The sequence below is a fragment of the Vibrio sp. MOR3 genome (genome assembly GCF_001557775.1).
In the GTDB taxonomy this organism is placed as follows: domain Bacteria; phylum Pseudomonadota; class Gammaproteobacteria; order Enterobacterales; family Vibrionaceae; genus Vibrio; species Vibrio jasicida.
This window is the reverse complement of record NZ_LNRD01000007.1, coordinates 34,666-49,502: the sequence shown is the minus strand read 5'-3', so window position 1 is coordinate 49,502 and position 14,837 is coordinate 34,666. Positions and strand designations below refer to the sequence as shown.

Here is a 14,837-nt window from a genome sequence, read left to right as displayed (position 1 = left end):
TTGATAATAAAAATGAGGATAACCCTCTTTATTCCTGCTTTCCTTGTGCCAGAATAGCGGCACAATCCGTTATGATAACTCAGCAGAAGTGACAGAAGACCGCAATTTCGACGATATCGCCCACAAATTTGCAAAAAATATTTACGGCTCCGATAAAGGGGAGATCCGCCAAATCATTGTGTGGGAAGATTTTCTACAGATTCTAAGTGAATTAGACGCCGACCATCAAGCCCTCCAAGTACTTGATGCCGGAGGTGGCTTAGCACAATTGTCGCAAAAGCTTGCTAAGCTCGGACATCACGTCGCTTTATGTGATCTATCTTCGGAAATGCTGCAACTAGCGAAACAGGATATTGAAAAAAACGGTTTGCTTGAGCAGTATCGCCTGATTCATTCACCTGTCCAATCCATTGGTGAGCATATGGACGCGCAGGTGGATCTTGTCATGTTCCATGCTGTGATGGAGTGGCTCGTTGATCCAAAAACGGCACTCGAAACGGTATTGGAGCAGGTCAAACCGGGGGGCATTGCATCGGTTATGTTCTATAACCACCACGGCTTAGTCTATAAAAATGTGGTTTGTGGCAACATTCCTCATATTTTAGACGGCATGCCTCATCGGAAAAGATTTAAACTACAGCCACAAAAAGGCCTAAAACCCGAAGAGGTCTATCAATGGATAGAAGATTCTGGTTTTAGTATTTGTGGTAAATCTGGTATTCGTTCCTTTAGTGATTACATAGGTAATATGGAATACATGGGCGATTACGAGTTTGAAGATGTGTTGGCGCTAGAAAAACAACTTTGTCGACAAGAGCCATACCTCTCATTAGGCCGCTATATCCACGTGTGGGCTAAGAAGAACGATAAACAGGAATAACGATGAGTGAGATGACTCTCAATGCTGCAGAGCAACCAATCGATGAGTTGGTTGGTTGGGTTAAGCAGCACGATTTCTCGTTGAACCTGACCACTGAGCGACTGGCGTTTTTGATTGCCATCGCCGTACTAAGTAATGAAAGGTTCGATGAAGAATTGGGTGAAGGTGAATTGCACGACGCATTTGCCATCGTCACTCGACTATTTGATGAGACGGGTGAAGCTTCGGCTTTCCGCGCGAATAATGCCATCAACGAGATGGTTAAGCAGCGTCTTATGAGCCGTTTTGTCAGTGAGATTACTGACGGAGCGAGCATTTACCGCTTGTCGCCATTAGCGATAGGAATCACCGACTACTACGTGCGTCATCGCGAGTTCTCGAAACTGCGTCTTTCTATTCAGCTATCGATGGTAGCGGATGAAATGGCAAAAGCGATTGAAGCAGCACAAAAAGGTGGCACTCCGGGCCACTGGAAGAAAAACGTTTACGGGATTTTGAAATATTCTGTAGGCGAAATCTTCGATCAAATCGACCTTAACCAACGTGTGATGGATGAGCAGCAACAGTCTGTGAAACAACAGATTGCAGACCTGCTTAACAAAGACTGGCGTGAAGCGATCAACAACTGTGAAGCGCTACTGTCAGAAACCTCCAGCACGTTGCGTGAACTTCAAGATACGCTGCAAGCTGCCAGTGATGAACTGCAAACTCAGATCCTAGATATCCAAGAGATCGTCTACGGTGACCCTGAACTTGAATTCATCGATGAAGCGTTGTTTGGTCTGCAAATGAAGCTAGACCGAATTACCAGCTGGGGCCAGCAAGCGATCGACCTTTGGATTGGTTATGACCGACACGTGCACAAGTTCATCCGTACCGCTATCGATATGGATAAGAACCGTGCATTTAGCTCGCGTTTGCGTCAATCCATGAAAGATTACTTCGATATGCCTTGGTATCTGACTTATGCAGATGCGGAAAGGCTTTCTGACCTTCGTGACGAAGCTTTGGTACTGCGTGATGACGAAGTCACTGGCCAAGTTCCGATGGAAGTGGAATACGAAGAGTTTCAACAAGTCAATGATGAGTTGGCAGAGCGAATTGGTGACATGCTGAAAGCGCATAAAGATCAAGGCTCACCAATCGACTTGAGCGTGGTTCTGCGAGATTACCTTGCACAGCACCCATACACTCATCACTTTGATTTAGCTCGCATTGTCGTTGATCAGGCGGTTCGTCTGGGTTATTCAGAATCCGACTATCAAGCCATTCAGCCAGACTGGAAAGCAATCAACGAATTTGGGGCAAAGGTACAAGCGAATGTCATCGACCGATACTAATGAATACATGTCAGATAATCTGGCAAAAGCAATTTCTAACCCTCTGTTCCCAGCGCTAGACAGCATGCTTCGAGCAGGGCGCCATGTTTCAAGTGAAGATCTAGACAACCACGCGTTGTTGTCGGATTTCGAACTTGAGCTTTCTTCTTTTTACCAGCGTTACAACACCGAATTGGTGAAAGCGCCAGAAGGTTTCTTCTACCTTCGCCCACGTTCTACTTCTTTGATTGGTCGTAGTGTTCTTTCTGAGCTGGATATGCTGGTGGGTAAGGTACTGTGTTTCCTTTACCTAAGCCCGGAGCGTCTTGCGCACGAAGGCATCTTCACTAACCAAGAGTTATACGACGAACTGCTTGCATTAGCAGATGAAAACAAGCTGATGAAGCTAGTGACGAACCGTGCAACCGGTTCTGACCTTGATAAAGAAAAGCTGTTTGAAAAAGTACGTACGTCACTTCGTCGTCTGCGCCGCCTAGGAATGATCATCAACATCGGTGAAACGGGTAAATTCAGCATCAGCGAAGCGGTATTCCGTTTTGGTGCTGATGTACGTGTTGGCGATGATGTGCGTGAAGCACAGTTGCGTCTGATCCGTGATGGTGAAGCAGTAGTGCACACTAAAGAACCAAGTCAAGGCAGCCTATTGTCTGAAGAAGAACAAGACGACCAAGCCCAAGAAGAAATTAAAGAAGAGGGTGAAGCATGAGCATGATTGAACGCGGTAAATACCAATCGCTGACCATGGTCAACTGGAACGGCTTCTTTGCCCGTACGTTTGACATCGATGGTCTGGTCACCACGCTATCAGGTGGTAATGGTGCAGGTAAATCAACCACTATGGCTGCATTCATCACCGCACTGATTCCTGACCAAACGCTACTGCACTTCCGTAACACGACAGAAGCAGGCAGCAGCCAGTCGTCTCGCGACAAAGGTTTGTACGGTAAGCTACAACCGGGCGCGTGTTACGCGGCGCTGGACGTGGTGAACTCACGTAACCAACGTCTATTGTTTGCAGTAAAACTGCAGCAAGTTGCGGGTCGTGATAAAAAAGTAGACATCAAACCGTTTGTTATCCAAGGTCTTCCAAGCCATGTGAAACCAACGGATATCTTGGTTGAAAGCGTATCTGCGACTCAAGCTCGTGTTCGTCAAATCAACGAAGTAAAAGAATCGATCGCCGAGTTTGAGGGCGTTCAATTCAAAGCGTTCTCTTCTATTGTGGATTACCACGCGCAAATGTTTGAATTCGGTGTGATTCCGAAGAAACTGCGTAACTCTGGTGACCGCTCTAAATTCTACCGCCTGATCGAAGCATCGCTTTACGGTGGTATCTCAAGTGCGATTACACGCTCGCTACGTGACTACCTTCTGCCACAAAACGGCGGCGTGAAGAAAGCGTTCCAAGATATGGAATCAGCACTGCGTGAAAACCGCATGACGCTAGAAGCGATCAAAACCACGCAAGCAGACCGAGACTTGTTCAAGCATTTGATCACAGAGTCGACTAACTACGTGGCCGCTGACTACATGCGTCACGCGAACGATCGTCGCAATAAGCTGGATAAAACGCTGTCATTGCGTTCAGAGCTGTTCGGTTCTCGTGAAACTCTCGTTGAGCAAAACAACCTGCTTAACCGTGTTCAAGAAGAACTAGAACTGTTGATCGAGTCGGAATCTGCGCTAGAGCAGGATTACCAAGCGGCTTCTGATCACTTGCAATTGGTGCAAAACGCATTGCGTCAGCAAGAGAAGATTGAACGCTACCAAGAAGATCTTGAAGAGCTGAGTGAGCGTCTTGAAGAGCAGATGATGGTCGTGGAAGAAGCGCAAGAACGCGTGATGATGGTAGAAGAGCAAGCGACTGTTGCGGAAGAAGAGGTGGACAGCCTTAAGACGCAATTGGCGGACTACCAACAAGCGCTCGACGTTCAGCAAACTCGTGCCCTTCAATACCAACAAGCGGTTCAAGCGCTGGAAAAAGCGAAACAACTACTTGGTGACGACAGCCTAACGGCAGAATCGGCGCAAGCGCTTGTTGCTGAGCTTAAGAGCAAAGAATCAGAAAGCACCAACGCTTTGCTATCGGTTAAGCACAAACTGGATATGTCTTCTGCAGCAGCAGAGCAGTTCGAAACCGCGCTTAAACTGGTACAAAGCATCGTTGGTCAAGTTGAGCGCAAAGACGCGTCTGAACATGCGAAAACCGCAATTGTGAAAGCGCGTGAATCTCAGCAAATTGCGCAAAACGAACAACAATGGCGTGCACAACACCGTGACCTTGAACGTAGCCTTAACCAGCAACGTCAAGCGCGTGAGCTCGTTAACGAATACCAAAAGCAGTTCCATGTTGAACTGACTGACGAAATCACGTTTGAACAAGAACGTGAGCGTCACGCGATGCAAATCGACTCGCTAGAGATGACGCAAGAAGACGTGCGTGAACAACGCAGCGAACAGCGTCGTCTAGAGCAAGATGCAGCAGCGGAAATCAACAAGCTAGAAGCCATTGCACCAACGTGGATTGCGGCGAACGATGCACTAGAAAAACTGCGTGAGCAAAGTGGCGCTGAGCTAGAAGATAGCCAGTCGGTCATGAGCCAAATGCAAGTGGTGCTTGAGCAAGAGAAAACCCTTTCTCTGGCGAAAGACAAACTGGCAGAGCGTCGCAGCCAACTTGACACTGAGATTGAGCGTCTTGCTTCTCCTGGTGGCTCAAACGACCCTCGTCTGAAAGGTTTGGCAGATACACTAGGCGGTGTATTGCTGTCTGAGATCTACGATGACATCACGATTGATGACGCGCCTTACTTCAGTGCGATGTACGGTCCGGCTCGTCACGCTATCGTCGTTTCTGATCTATCTGGTATCGAAGAAAAACTGGTAGAGCTAGACGACTGTCCAGAAGACTTGTACATCATTGAAGGTGACATCGATGCCTTTGATGACAGCTCATTCGACGCAGAAGAGCTAGAAGGCGCGGTTTGCGTTCGCATGAACGACCGTCAAATGCGTTACTCTCGCTTGCCTGAAATCCCATTGTTTGGTCGTGCAGCACGTGAGCAACGTTTAGAGCTACTGCGTAACGAACGTGAGGAAGTGGTTGAGAAGCATGCGAAAGCAGCATTCGATTCGCAAAAAATGCAGCGTCTGTACCAAGCGTTCAACCAGTTCGTGGCAAGCCACATTCAAGTAGCATTCGAAGCTGACCCAGAGCAAACGCTGGCAACCATTCGCGACAAGCGTAACCAAATCGCTCGCGTACTGGCTGATCTGGATGCGAAAGAGCAACAACAACGTTCTCAGCTTCAAACCAGCAAGCAAGCGTTGTCTTCTCTAGACAAGCTAGCACCAAACATGGCGTTGATTGAAGACGAGTCGCTGCAAGCACGCTTTGATGAGTTGGAAGAGAAAATCGCCCAGCTTTCAGAAGCAAAAGCTTTCCTAAATAACCACGCGAAAGCGGTGGCGGAACTGGAAAAAGTCGCAGTTGCCCTAGATGCTGACCCAGAGCAATTCGACGCGCTAGAAGCGGAATACAAAGCGGCAGACCAACAGCTGCAAGATCTTAAGAAGCAAATCTTTGCACTCTCAGATCTCGTTGAACGTCGTCACTACTTCGCTTACTCAGACTCAGTAGACTTACTGAACAAGAGCAGCGAATTGAGTGAGCAGTTAAAAGCGAAATTGGTTCAAGCGGAGCAGATGCGCACACGCTCTCGTGAAGAGTTGAAGCAATCGCAAGGTCAAATGAACCAATACAATCAAGTGTTAGCGTCTCTGAAGAGTTCACACCAAGCGAAGCTTGAGACGGTCCAAGAGTTCAAGCAAGAGTTGCAAGAGTTTGGTGTTAACGCAGACGAAGGTTCAGAAGAACGTGCAATGCGTCGTCGTGACGAGCTGCATGAACGTCTGCATACGTCTCGTGGCCGTAAGAGTGAATACGAACGTACCATTACTTCTACTGAGCTAGAAATGAAGGGCTTGGCGAAACGTCTGAAGAAAGTTCAGAAAGAATACGTTGAGCTGCGTACGTTCGTGGTTGCCGCGAAAGCAGGCTGGTGCTCAGTACTTCGCCTAGCGCGTGAGAACGATGTTGAGCGTCGTCTACACAAGCGCGAACTGGCTTACATGTCAGCGGATGAACTGCGTTCAATGTCTGATAAATCATTGGGTGCGCTGCGTCTAGCGGTTGCGAACAATGACGACCTGCGTGATGCGCTGCGTCTATCAGAAGACAATGCACGTCCAGAGCGTAAAGTTCTATTCTACATCGCTGTTTACCAACATCTTCGTGAGCGTATTCGTCAAGATATCATCCGTACTGATGATCCAGTCGAAGCGATCGAAGAGATGGAAGTAGAGCTGGCACGTCTAACGGAAGAGCTAACGCAACGTGAAAACCGCCTAGCGATCAGCTCTGAGTCAGTAGCAAGCATCATCAAGAAGACGATTCAGCGTGAGCAAAACCGTATCCGTATGCTAAACCAAGGCTTGTCGAACATCTCGTTCGGTCAGGTGAAGGGCGTACGTCTAAACGTGAAGATCCGCGAAAGTCACGAAGTGCTACTGAACGGTCTAGCGACACAGCAAGAGCAGCATAAAGATCTGTTTGAATCGACTCGCTTTACCTTCTCTGAAGCAATGGCGAAACTGTTCCAACGCGTGAACCCACACATCGATATGGGTCAACGTTCTCCTCAGGTTTTGGGTGAAGAGTTATTGGATTACCGTAACTACCTAGAGCTAAGTGTAGAAGTGAACCGTGGTACAGATGGCTGGTTGCAAGCGGAATCTGGCGCGCTATCAACAGGTGAGGCGATCGGTACTGGTCAGTCAATCCTACTGATGGTTGTTCAGAGCTGGGAAGAAGAATCACGCCGTTTGCGCAGCAAAGACATTGTACCTTGTCGTTTGCTCTTCTTGGATGAAGCAGCGCGTCTGGATACAAAATCGATCGCGACGTTGTTTGAATTGTGTGACCGTCTGGATATGCAGCTTCTTATCGCAGCGCCAGAAAACATCAGCCCAGAGAAAGGGACGACCTACAAACTGGTGCGTAAGGTGTTCAAAGATCACGAACACGTACACGTGGTTGGTTTACGTGGCTTTGGTCAAACAGACAAACCTAAGACCGAAGCGCAAGAGATGATTGAAGAGTTTGAATCCTAAACTCAGAATCTAATAAAACGCCCGCAATGAATGCGGGCGTTTTTGTTTCTGTTCTGATGAACAACAAGCTTACAGCTGAGGCGCTTGTCGTCGATATTGTCTTGGTGAGTCCCCACTCCATTTACGAAAGGCGCAGCGGAAGTTTGCGCTGTCTGAAAAGCCAATACGTTCGGAGATCTCTTCAACGCTCATTTGTGTCGATGCGAGATAGTGACGAGCTAAGTGGAAGCGAACATGGTCGAGAATTTGCTGATAGCTGGTCTCTTCCGATTTAAGGTGGCGTCGTAGCGTTCTTGAAGACATGCCTAATTCACTAGACAGTTGCTCTATCGACGGATAGCTCCCCGGCCTTTCGACGAACATTTGTGTGATCTTCTCTTTTAAACTGGCACTGCCACTCACTTTTGCCAACATTTCATCGCAAGACTTCAAGCACATTTGTAGCGTCATTGTATTTGCTGCAGGTAGCGGCTCATATAAGCTGGTGGCATCAAACTGCCATTCTAAACGATCACTATTGAATTCAATTTCGCAATGGAACACTTGTTCGTAAAGCTCGCTGTGTTCTGGTTCAGGATAGGGGAAGCGGATCACCTTCGAAGGGAAAGGCTTCTGCATTACCTCCTCACACAAGCTTTGAATGGCCGCGAACCAATATTCACAACAAAATGGCAGTAGTGATTGTAGATCGATAAGTTGCTCTGCACGAAAGTAGCCCGAATTATCTTCCACCCACATTTTTTTCTTTAAAACGGGTCCTGCCAGCCGAAGATACTTAAAGCCCATCATCAAAGCATCGAGTAGGGTGCTACTGCTGAAAACGGCATACCCAAGTACGCCAAAGTCACTAAATCGAGCTTGTTGTCCCACTTTTAGGCCAAGCCCCGGTTCTCCTGAATGAGCAATTGCGTTACTAAAAATGGTCAGTTTCTGAGCAAGGGTAATATGCGTGTCCGGCGCATAAAGTTCGAGAGCAGTAATACCACTGCCTTCAAGTAACGTTTCTACATTTATACTGGGCTCAAGGTCGCGTGTGAGTAGCTGCAAGTCCAAAACACCACAGGATTCGGTATCTGGCTCATAAACTGCGGTGTATTCCATGCGTTTCTCCTCTACATTCAGATATATCCTAGCGTGTATTGGGATGGTATTCAGTCATCCTTGTCTCAAAGCTGTCCGAATATCACCGTTTTTTGTCTCTTTGTAACCTGTGCTGCATGTTATCAAAATGTTGTAATTGAATAAAATGCACGGTAGGAGAGAAACATGAATGTACTGGCAATGCAAAATAAGGAAATACAACGCGAACAAGGCACGTTTGCAACCAATGATCCTTTAGTCGGTGAGCTCACCATGTGGTTCTCGGAATTACAGTCTGCATACCAAGCTGAGCCGAACGCGACATTTGCGGTGAGAAAGCACCGACTCTTGGCGTTAAAGAAACAGTTGTCCCGTTATCAAGACGTCTTGGCAGACGCGATGAGTGAAGATTTTGGTGGCCGGAGTCACACCGAGTCCATTATGGCTGATGTGCTTGCGCCTATACTCGATATCAACCATGTTGTTCGCCACCTTAAAGGTTGGATGAAGCCAAGTCGAAGACCAACAGAGTGGTTATTCAAGGGCAATAAGCTGGAAGTGCGTTATCAACCAAAAGGGGTAGTTGGTATCATCTGTCCTTGGAATTTCCCGCTTTATCTGTCTATTGGTCCTATGATCACCGCGCTAGCCGCGGGCAACCGCTGCATGATCAAGATGCCGCCAAATTGTCCAGAAACCACCCGTCAACTGCGTCGCATGCTCGGAGAAATTTACCCAGAGAATTTAGTGCGTATTGTGGATGGCAACCACCCAGAAGCAATGGAAATTTCTCATCTACCTTTTGATCACCTTGTGTTCACTGGGTCGCCAGCCAGCGGAAAAGTCATCATGGCCAATGCGGCAGCGAATCTAACGCCTGTGACCTTAGAGCTAGGTGGTAAATCCCCTGTGGTGGTATTTGATGATTATGACGTTGCAAAAGCCGCAGAGCGCATTGCTCATGGTAAAGGTTTTAATTCAGGGCAAATTTGTATCGCACCAGATTACGCGTTTGTACCAGAAGGTAAGCAAGCAGCGTTTGTTGAGGCGTTAAAGCACGCACATCAAACCATGTACGGAGAGATCAAAGCCAATCAGGATTACACCGCGTTAGTCGATGATGCCCAGCACAAACGATTCCACGATCTACTGGCGGATGCACGTGATAAAGGGGCGACTATTACTCAATGCCTCGACTATGGTGAAGGGCGTAAAACACCGCTGTACATCGCTACCAACCTGACATCCGAAATGCGTATTTGCCAAGAGGAAATCTTTGGCCCGCTTCTTCCCATTCACACTTACCGTTCTCTCGATGAGGTAATTCAATACATTATCGAGAGGCCACGACCGCTAGCATGTTACTTATTTAGCAATAATGCCGCGCAACGCGAAATCTTGCTTACTCAAACCCATAGTGGTGGTGTCACGATCAACGACTGGGGGTGGCATGTACTCAACCATTCAGTGCCATTTGGTGGCGTGGGTAACTCCGGCATTGGTAATTACCATGGAGAAGAAGGTTTTCGCGAACTCAGCCATGCGCGCACGGTACTAAAAATGCGCGATTGGTTCCCGATTCAGTTGTTTGCACCGCCATATGGCAACATGGTGCAGAAGCTGGTACTGCGAGTGTTTGCGGGCAAACCCGACCCAGATTTAAACAAGCACTCATAACCCTCAATACTTACCTCTCTACATAAAGAATCTTCAGCAGCCAGTGCTCGCTGGCTGCCTTGCGACCAAAGGAGATCATGGATGCACAACCTTGCTGTCAATCTGGAGCGCAGTGCTGCGCTCTTTCCTTCAAAAGCTGCGCTCAGGATGGGCGATGATGAAATCAACTACGCACTGCTCGACAAATTTGCAGGCAATATTGCTACGAACCTAAATCGACTTGGACTAAAAGTTGGTGACAAAGTTGCACTGTCTTGTCCAAACATTACTTACTTCCCAATCGTGTATTACGGGATTTTAAAAGCAGGCTGTGTCGTAGTTCCTTTAAATGTGCTGTTTAAAGGCCGTGAGATTGCTTACCACCTCAACGACTCTGATGCAAAAGCGTATTTCTGCTTTGAAGGAAGCGAAGAGCTGCCAATGGGAAGCTACGGTAGACACGGTTTCTCTGAAGCTGAGCAGTGCGAACACTTTATCTCTTTGTCAGAACGATGCAGAGAAGAAGAGCACGCTGTTGATGCTTGGCTTATGCAAGACAATAAGCTATTTGAGTCAATCAGCAGAAATGGTGATGATACCGCCGTTATTCTTTATACCTCAGGCACGACCGGTCAGCCGAAAGGGGCGGAGTTATCTCACACCAACATGTTAACGAACGCTATGTCTTCCCAGTATCTGATGCGGTTGGAATACAGTGATACCACTATGGCAACCTTGCCTCTGTTCCACAGTTTTGGTCAGACCGTGATGATGAATGCCAGTGTGCTGACAGGCTCTACTATGGTGTTGATCCCGCGCTTTGAGCCAAAGTTTGTGATTGAACAAATCATCCAGCATAAAGTCAGCGTGTTTGCAGGTGTGCCTACAATGTACATCGCATTACTCAGAGCGGGTGAGCAATCTCCGGAGCATTCCGAATTAGTGAAGCACAGTCTTCGCATAGGAGTGTCTGGTGGGGCTTCTATGCCTGTAGAAGTGATTCGTCAATTTGAACAACGCTTTGAACTGCCAGTATTGGAGGGTTATGGATTATCAGAAACCGCACCAGTGGCCACGTTTAATCATAGTGATGGAGACCGACTACCAGGCAGTGTCGGACAACCATTATGTGGCTACGTGATTAAGATTGCGGACGTAAAAGGTCACGCCCAAGCCGTGGGTGAATTAGGGGAAGTCTGCATAAAAAGCCCAAGTGTAATGAAAGGCTATTACGGACGACCAGAAGCAACTCGTGAGGCGTTGCGCGATGGTTGGTTCTTAACGGGCGATATTGGACGAGTGGATAAACACGGCAACTTGTTCATTGTCGACCGCGTTAAAGACATGATTATCCGAGGCGGTTATAACGTCTATCCGCGTGAAATAGAAGAAGTCTTAATGTGTCATCCTGATGTAGAAATGGTCGCTGTTGTCGGTGAACACGATGACCGCCTTGGTGAAGAGGTACATGCGCATGTTGTGCTTCATCAAGATGCAAAAACGGATAGTCATACTTTGATTACTTGGTGTAGAGAGCAACTTGCTGATTACAAATACCCACGTCGTGTCTTCATTCGCAAAGCACTGCCTATGACGGCAACGGGGAAGATCCTTAAACGGGAGCTTCATCCTTTAGATGTCGCGGAGGTCGAAGATGGACAGTTATGATTTTATTGTAGTCGGTGGTGGTTCTGCGGGTTGTGTTTTAGCGTCTCGACTCACCGAGGACCCTGATGTCACCGTGTGTTTGTTGGAGGCGGGTGGTACCGATTCGAGCCCTTTTATTCATACGCCAGTGGGTGTAGTGGCAATGATGCCGACCAAGATAAACAACTGGGGATTTGAAACGGTTCCTCAAGCTGGACTGAATGGCCGCAAAGGCTACCAACCAAGAGGAAAAACTTTAGGTGGCTCGAGTTCTATCAATGCGATGATGTACGCCAGAGGGCATCAATATGATTACGACCTTTGGGCCAGTCTTAGCAACGAAGGTTGGAGTTATGACGATTGCTTACCGTATTTCAAGAAAGCAGAAAATAACGAAGTTCACCAAGATGATTATCATGGACAAGGTGGGCCACTGAACGTCGCGAACTTACGCTCGCCAAGTGATGTTCTTGAGCGTTATTTAACCGCCTGTGAGTCGATAGGTATACCTCGTAATCACGATATCAACGGAGCCGACCAGTTTGGTGCTATGCCAACCCAAGTAACGCAGCGTAATGGGGAGCGATGCAGCGCCGCAAAAGCCTATCTGACTCCAAACCTGAACCGACCTAATCTGACTGTCTTGACCAAAGCTACGACTCATAAAGTGTTGTTTGAAGGAAATCGAGCTGTTGGAGTTGAGTATGGTCTGAAAGGACAGAGCTTTCAGATCAAATGCACGAAAGAAGTGATTCTTTCTGCAGGGGCGTTTGGCTCTCCGCAGATCTTGATGCTTTCAGGTGTGGGGGCAAAGAAAGAATTAGAATCCCACGGAATCGAGCAAATCCATGAATTGCCCGGTGTCGGGGAGAATCTACAGGACCATATTGATTTGGTTCATACTTACCGGTGCAGCGCGAAGCGAGATACGTTTGGTGTATCACTCAAAATGGCATCCGAAATGACTAAGGCTTTACCACAGTGGATGAAAACACGTAGTGGGAAAATGACCAGTAATTTTGCAGAAGGTATAGGGTTCTTGCGTTCAGGTGATGATGTCGACGTGCCCGATCTAGAGTTTGTCTTTGTGGTGGCGGTGGTTGACGATCACGCTCGTAAGATCCACGCTAGTCATGGGTTTAGTTCTCATGTGACGTTACTTCGACCGAAAAGTATTGGGACGGTTAAGCTAAACAGTGCAAACCCTTATGATGTACCAAAGATTGACCCTGCTTTTTTCAGTCACCCTGAAGACATGGAAATCATGATTAAAGGCTGGAAGAAGCAACACCAAATGCTGGAAAGCCAAGCGTTTGATGACATACGCGGGGCCAGCTTTTATCCCGTGGATGTGAACGATGAGAAAGCCATCGAGCAAGATATTCGTAATCGAGCGGATACCCAATATCATCCCGTAGGCTCCTGCAAAATGGGTATGGCGAACGATCCTTTAGCCGTGGTAGATAGCAATCTTAAGGTTTATGGATTAGAGGCACTAAGAGTTGTCGACGCGTCGATTATGCCGACGCTAGTGGGCGGGAATACCAATGCGCCAACCATTATGATCGCGGAGAAAGTGGCGGATACCATCAAAGCTAGCTATCGCTTAGATGAGAGTATTGAGAAGCCAGCCACCGCTTCGATATAAGTTACACCCTTCAAAAAATAAAATAAGCCGAGGCTGTAGGACAACAGTCTCGGCTTATTAGCAGGCACTTAAAAGCGAAAAGGTAAGTGCTATTCTTCTGAAAAGTCGTTTCTGGTTTCGATCATTTCAGCAAGCTCATCAAGTGCTTGGACAGAGATTTCCGACAAACGTTGTAAATGTTGATCAAAGTTCTCTTGTTCAACAAGCGGTGTTTCATTGTTATTAATTTCTTTTGTTAGCATCGCCCAACCTCTTGAGTTGAGTAAGGGGGAGACGACATGATAAGCAAAAGTATGAGAAAAAAAGAAACGATCCATGTGTAATCTGTTAGCTGGATCATCGATTGCAGTGATAGAAGTGATGAATTACTTAGAAAGCGAGCGATAGAGCTCAAATATGAAAGGTTAGCTAGCAGCTACGTTAATAGCTACTAGCTAAGAGATTAGAACTGAGATTTAGAACCAAACTGTTCAGCAGCGTAAGCAACGCGCTCTTTTGGTTTTGGATATTCGGCCGGCATACCAAGGTTTTCAATGTGTTTTAAACGAGGTAGCAAACCCGCGCCGTTGGCGATTTGAATAGCCAAACCCGGACGAGCGTTCAACTCCAACACCATTGGTCCTTCTTCTTTGTCCAACACCATGTCAGTACCCATGTAACCAAGTCCTGTCATTTCCCACGCACTCGATGCAAGCTCTAATAAGCGCTCCCAATGAGGTACTTGTAGGGTTGATAGATCTTTGCCAGTATCTGGGTGATGCGTAACAGGTTGGTCAAATTGCACCGCACGAATGGCTTTGCCTGTCGCAATATCAATACCAACACCTACTGCACCTTGGTGAAGGTTGGCCTTGCCATCTGAGGCTGCAGTAGAGCAGCGCATCATTGCCATCACTGGGTAGCCTTTAAAGACGATAATACGAACGTCAGGCACGCCTTCGTAACTGAAACCATCAAAACAGTCATCGAACTTGATTAGGTTTTCTACGACTGCAACGTCATTCTTACCACCTAGAGAAAACAGACCAGCCAGTGCGTTACTGATATGGCGTTCTACATCCTCTTTATTGATGGTTGCACCAGATGGCTTGGTGTAAACGCCATCTTTGTGCGAAGTGATAACAAGGATACCCTTACCACCACTTCCTTGCGCTGGCTTGATTACAAAACCTGGCCAGTCCAATACCATCTTGTGGATCTTTTTGACTTCAGCTTGGCTGTCAATCACGCCGATAAGAGCAGGCACTGTCGCACCTGCTGCTTCAGCAATGATTTTTGTCTTTAGCTTGTCATCCACCAACGGGTATTTTGAGCGATCATTGTAGCGACCAATATAGCTATGGTTACGCTTGTTCATCCCCATAATGCCTTTATGGCGAAGCTTTGCTGGCGAAGTGAAACGTTCAAACATCGT

Annotated in this window: 10 protein-coding genes; 7 read left to right on the top strand and 3 right to left on the bottom strand. The window is 47.3% G+C overall.

What is annotated here, in order from left to right:
• Positions 1-88: 88 nt before the first annotated feature.
• Genes cmoM through mukB form a run of 4 tightly spaced genes read left to right on the top strand, consistent with a single transcriptional unit; the run spans position 89 to position 7,392 of the window.
• The gene (gene cmoM / locus ATB76_RS14800) at positions 89-880 is read left to right on the top strand and encodes a tRNA uridine 5-oxyacetic acid(34) methyltransferase CmoM (RefSeq protein ID WP_038867153.1); all 792 of its coding nucleotides are present in this window, start codon (positions 89-91) and stop codon (positions 878-880) included.
• 2 nt (positions 881-882) lie between these two features.
• Entirely contained in the window at positions 883-2,220 is a 1,338-nt protein-coding gene (mukF, locus tag ATB76_RS14795; RefSeq protein WP_061035594.1) for a chromosome partition protein MukF, read from the top strand.
• The gene (mukE, locus tag ATB76_RS14790; protein ID WP_038866775.1) at positions 2,201-2,926 is read left to right on the top strand and encodes a chromosome partition protein MukE; all 726 of its coding nucleotides are present in this window, start codon (positions 2,201-2,203) and stop codon (positions 2,924-2,926) included. Before mukF ends, mukE begins: the two co-directional genes overlap by 20 nt.
• 2 nt (positions 2,927-2,928) lie before the next feature.
• Complete coding sequence (gene mukB, locus ATB76_RS14785; protein ID WP_061035659.1) at positions 2,929-7,392, top strand: chromosome partition protein MukB; 4,464 nt, start codon at positions 2,929-2,931, stop codon at positions 7,390-7,392.
• Between the two features lie 69 nt (positions 7,393-7,461).
• Here mukB and ATB76_RS14780 read toward each other — a convergent pair whose 3' ends face one another.
• On the bottom strand, positions 7,462-8,493 hold the full coding sequence (locus tag ATB76_RS14780; RefSeq protein ID WP_061035593.1) for an AraC family transcriptional regulator: 1,032 nt from the start codon (positions 8,491-8,493) through the stop codon (positions 7,462-7,464).
• A gap of 165 nt (positions 8,494-8,658) precedes the next feature.
• Between ATB76_RS14780 and ATB76_RS14775 the strand changes: the two genes are divergently transcribed.
• The 3 genes from ATB76_RS14775 to ATB76_RS14765 all read left to right on the top strand — a co-directional run bounded on the left by ATB76_RS14775 (position 8,659) and on the right by ATB76_RS14765 (position 13,423).
• Positions 8,659-10,149 carry a coniferyl aldehyde dehydrogenase gene (locus ATB76_RS14775; protein WP_061035592.1) on the top strand — a complete coding sequence of 497 codons (1,491 nt, stop codon included), beginning with the start codon at positions 8,659-8,661 and terminating at the stop codon, positions 10,147-10,149.
• Between the two features lie 81 nt (positions 10,150-10,230).
• Positions 10,231-11,796 (top strand): long-chain fatty acid--CoA ligase, encoded by a 1,566-nt coding sequence (locus tag ATB76_RS14770; protein ID WP_061035591.1) that lies wholly within the window; start codon positions 10,231-10,233, stop codon positions 11,794-11,796.
• A complete protein-coding gene (locus ATB76_RS14765) occupies positions 11,783-13,423 on the top strand; it encodes a GMC family oxidoreductase N-terminal domain-containing protein (RefSeq protein ID WP_061035590.1) in 1,641 nt (546 codons plus the stop codon). The genes ATB76_RS14770 and ATB76_RS14765 overlap by 14 nt, the downstream gene beginning before the upstream one ends.
• Positions 13,424-13,512: 89 nt before the next feature.
• Here the strand turns inward: ATB76_RS14765 and ATB76_RS28200 are convergent, their stop codons facing one another.
• Positions 13,513-13,740, bottom strand: coding sequence for a hypothetical protein (locus ATB76_RS28200; RefSeq protein WP_179946838.1), 228 nt, complete (start codon positions 13,738-13,740; stop codon positions 13,513-13,515).
• A 125-nt stretch (positions 13,741-13,865) separates the two neighbouring features.
• Positions 13,866-14,834 carry an alpha-L-glutamate ligase-like protein gene (locus tag ATB76_RS14760; protein ID WP_038866784.1) on the bottom strand — a complete coding sequence of 323 codons (969 nt, stop codon included), beginning with the start codon at positions 14,832-14,834 and terminating at the stop codon, positions 13,866-13,868.
• Positions 14,835-14,837 lie beyond the last annotated feature (3 nt).

What these genes read in the sequence shown, in the direction of transcription:
- ATB76_RS14780 (WP_061035593.1), bottom strand. Translation starts at nt 8,493, where the DNA reads ATGGAATACACCGCAGTTTATGAGCCAGATACCGAATCCTGTGGTGTT.
- ATB76_RS28200 (WP_179946838.1), bottom strand. Translation starts at nt 13,740, where the DNA reads ATGGATCGTTTCTTTTTTTCTCATACTTTTGCTTATCATGTCGTCTCC.
- ATB76_RS14765 (WP_061035590.1), top strand. Translation starts at nt 11,783, where the DNA reads ATGGACAGTTATGATTTTATTGTAGTCGGTGGTGGTTCTGCGGGTTGT.
- ATB76_RS14775 (WP_061035592.1), top strand. Translation starts at nt 8,659, where the DNA reads ATGAATGTACTGGCAATGCAAAATAAGGAAATACAACGCGAACAAGGC.
- mukF (WP_061035594.1), top strand. Translation starts at nt 883, where the DNA reads ATGAGTGAGATGACTCTCAATGCTGCAGAGCAACCAATCGATGAGTTG.
- ATB76_RS14760 (WP_038866784.1), bottom strand. Translation starts at nt 14,834, where the DNA reads ATGTTTGAACGTTTCACTTCGCCAGCAAAGCTTCGCCATAAAGGCATT.
- mukB (WP_061035659.1), top strand. Translation starts at nt 2,929, where the DNA reads ATGATTGAACGCGGTAAATACCAATCGCTGACCATGGTCAACTGGAAC.
- mukE (WP_038866775.1), top strand. Translation starts at nt 2,201, where the DNA reads ATGTCATCGACCGATACTAATGAATACATGTCAGATAATCTGGCAAAA.
- ATB76_RS14770 (WP_061035591.1), top strand. Translation starts at nt 10,231, where the DNA reads ATGCACAACCTTGCTGTCAATCTGGAGCGCAGTGCTGCGCTCTTTCCT.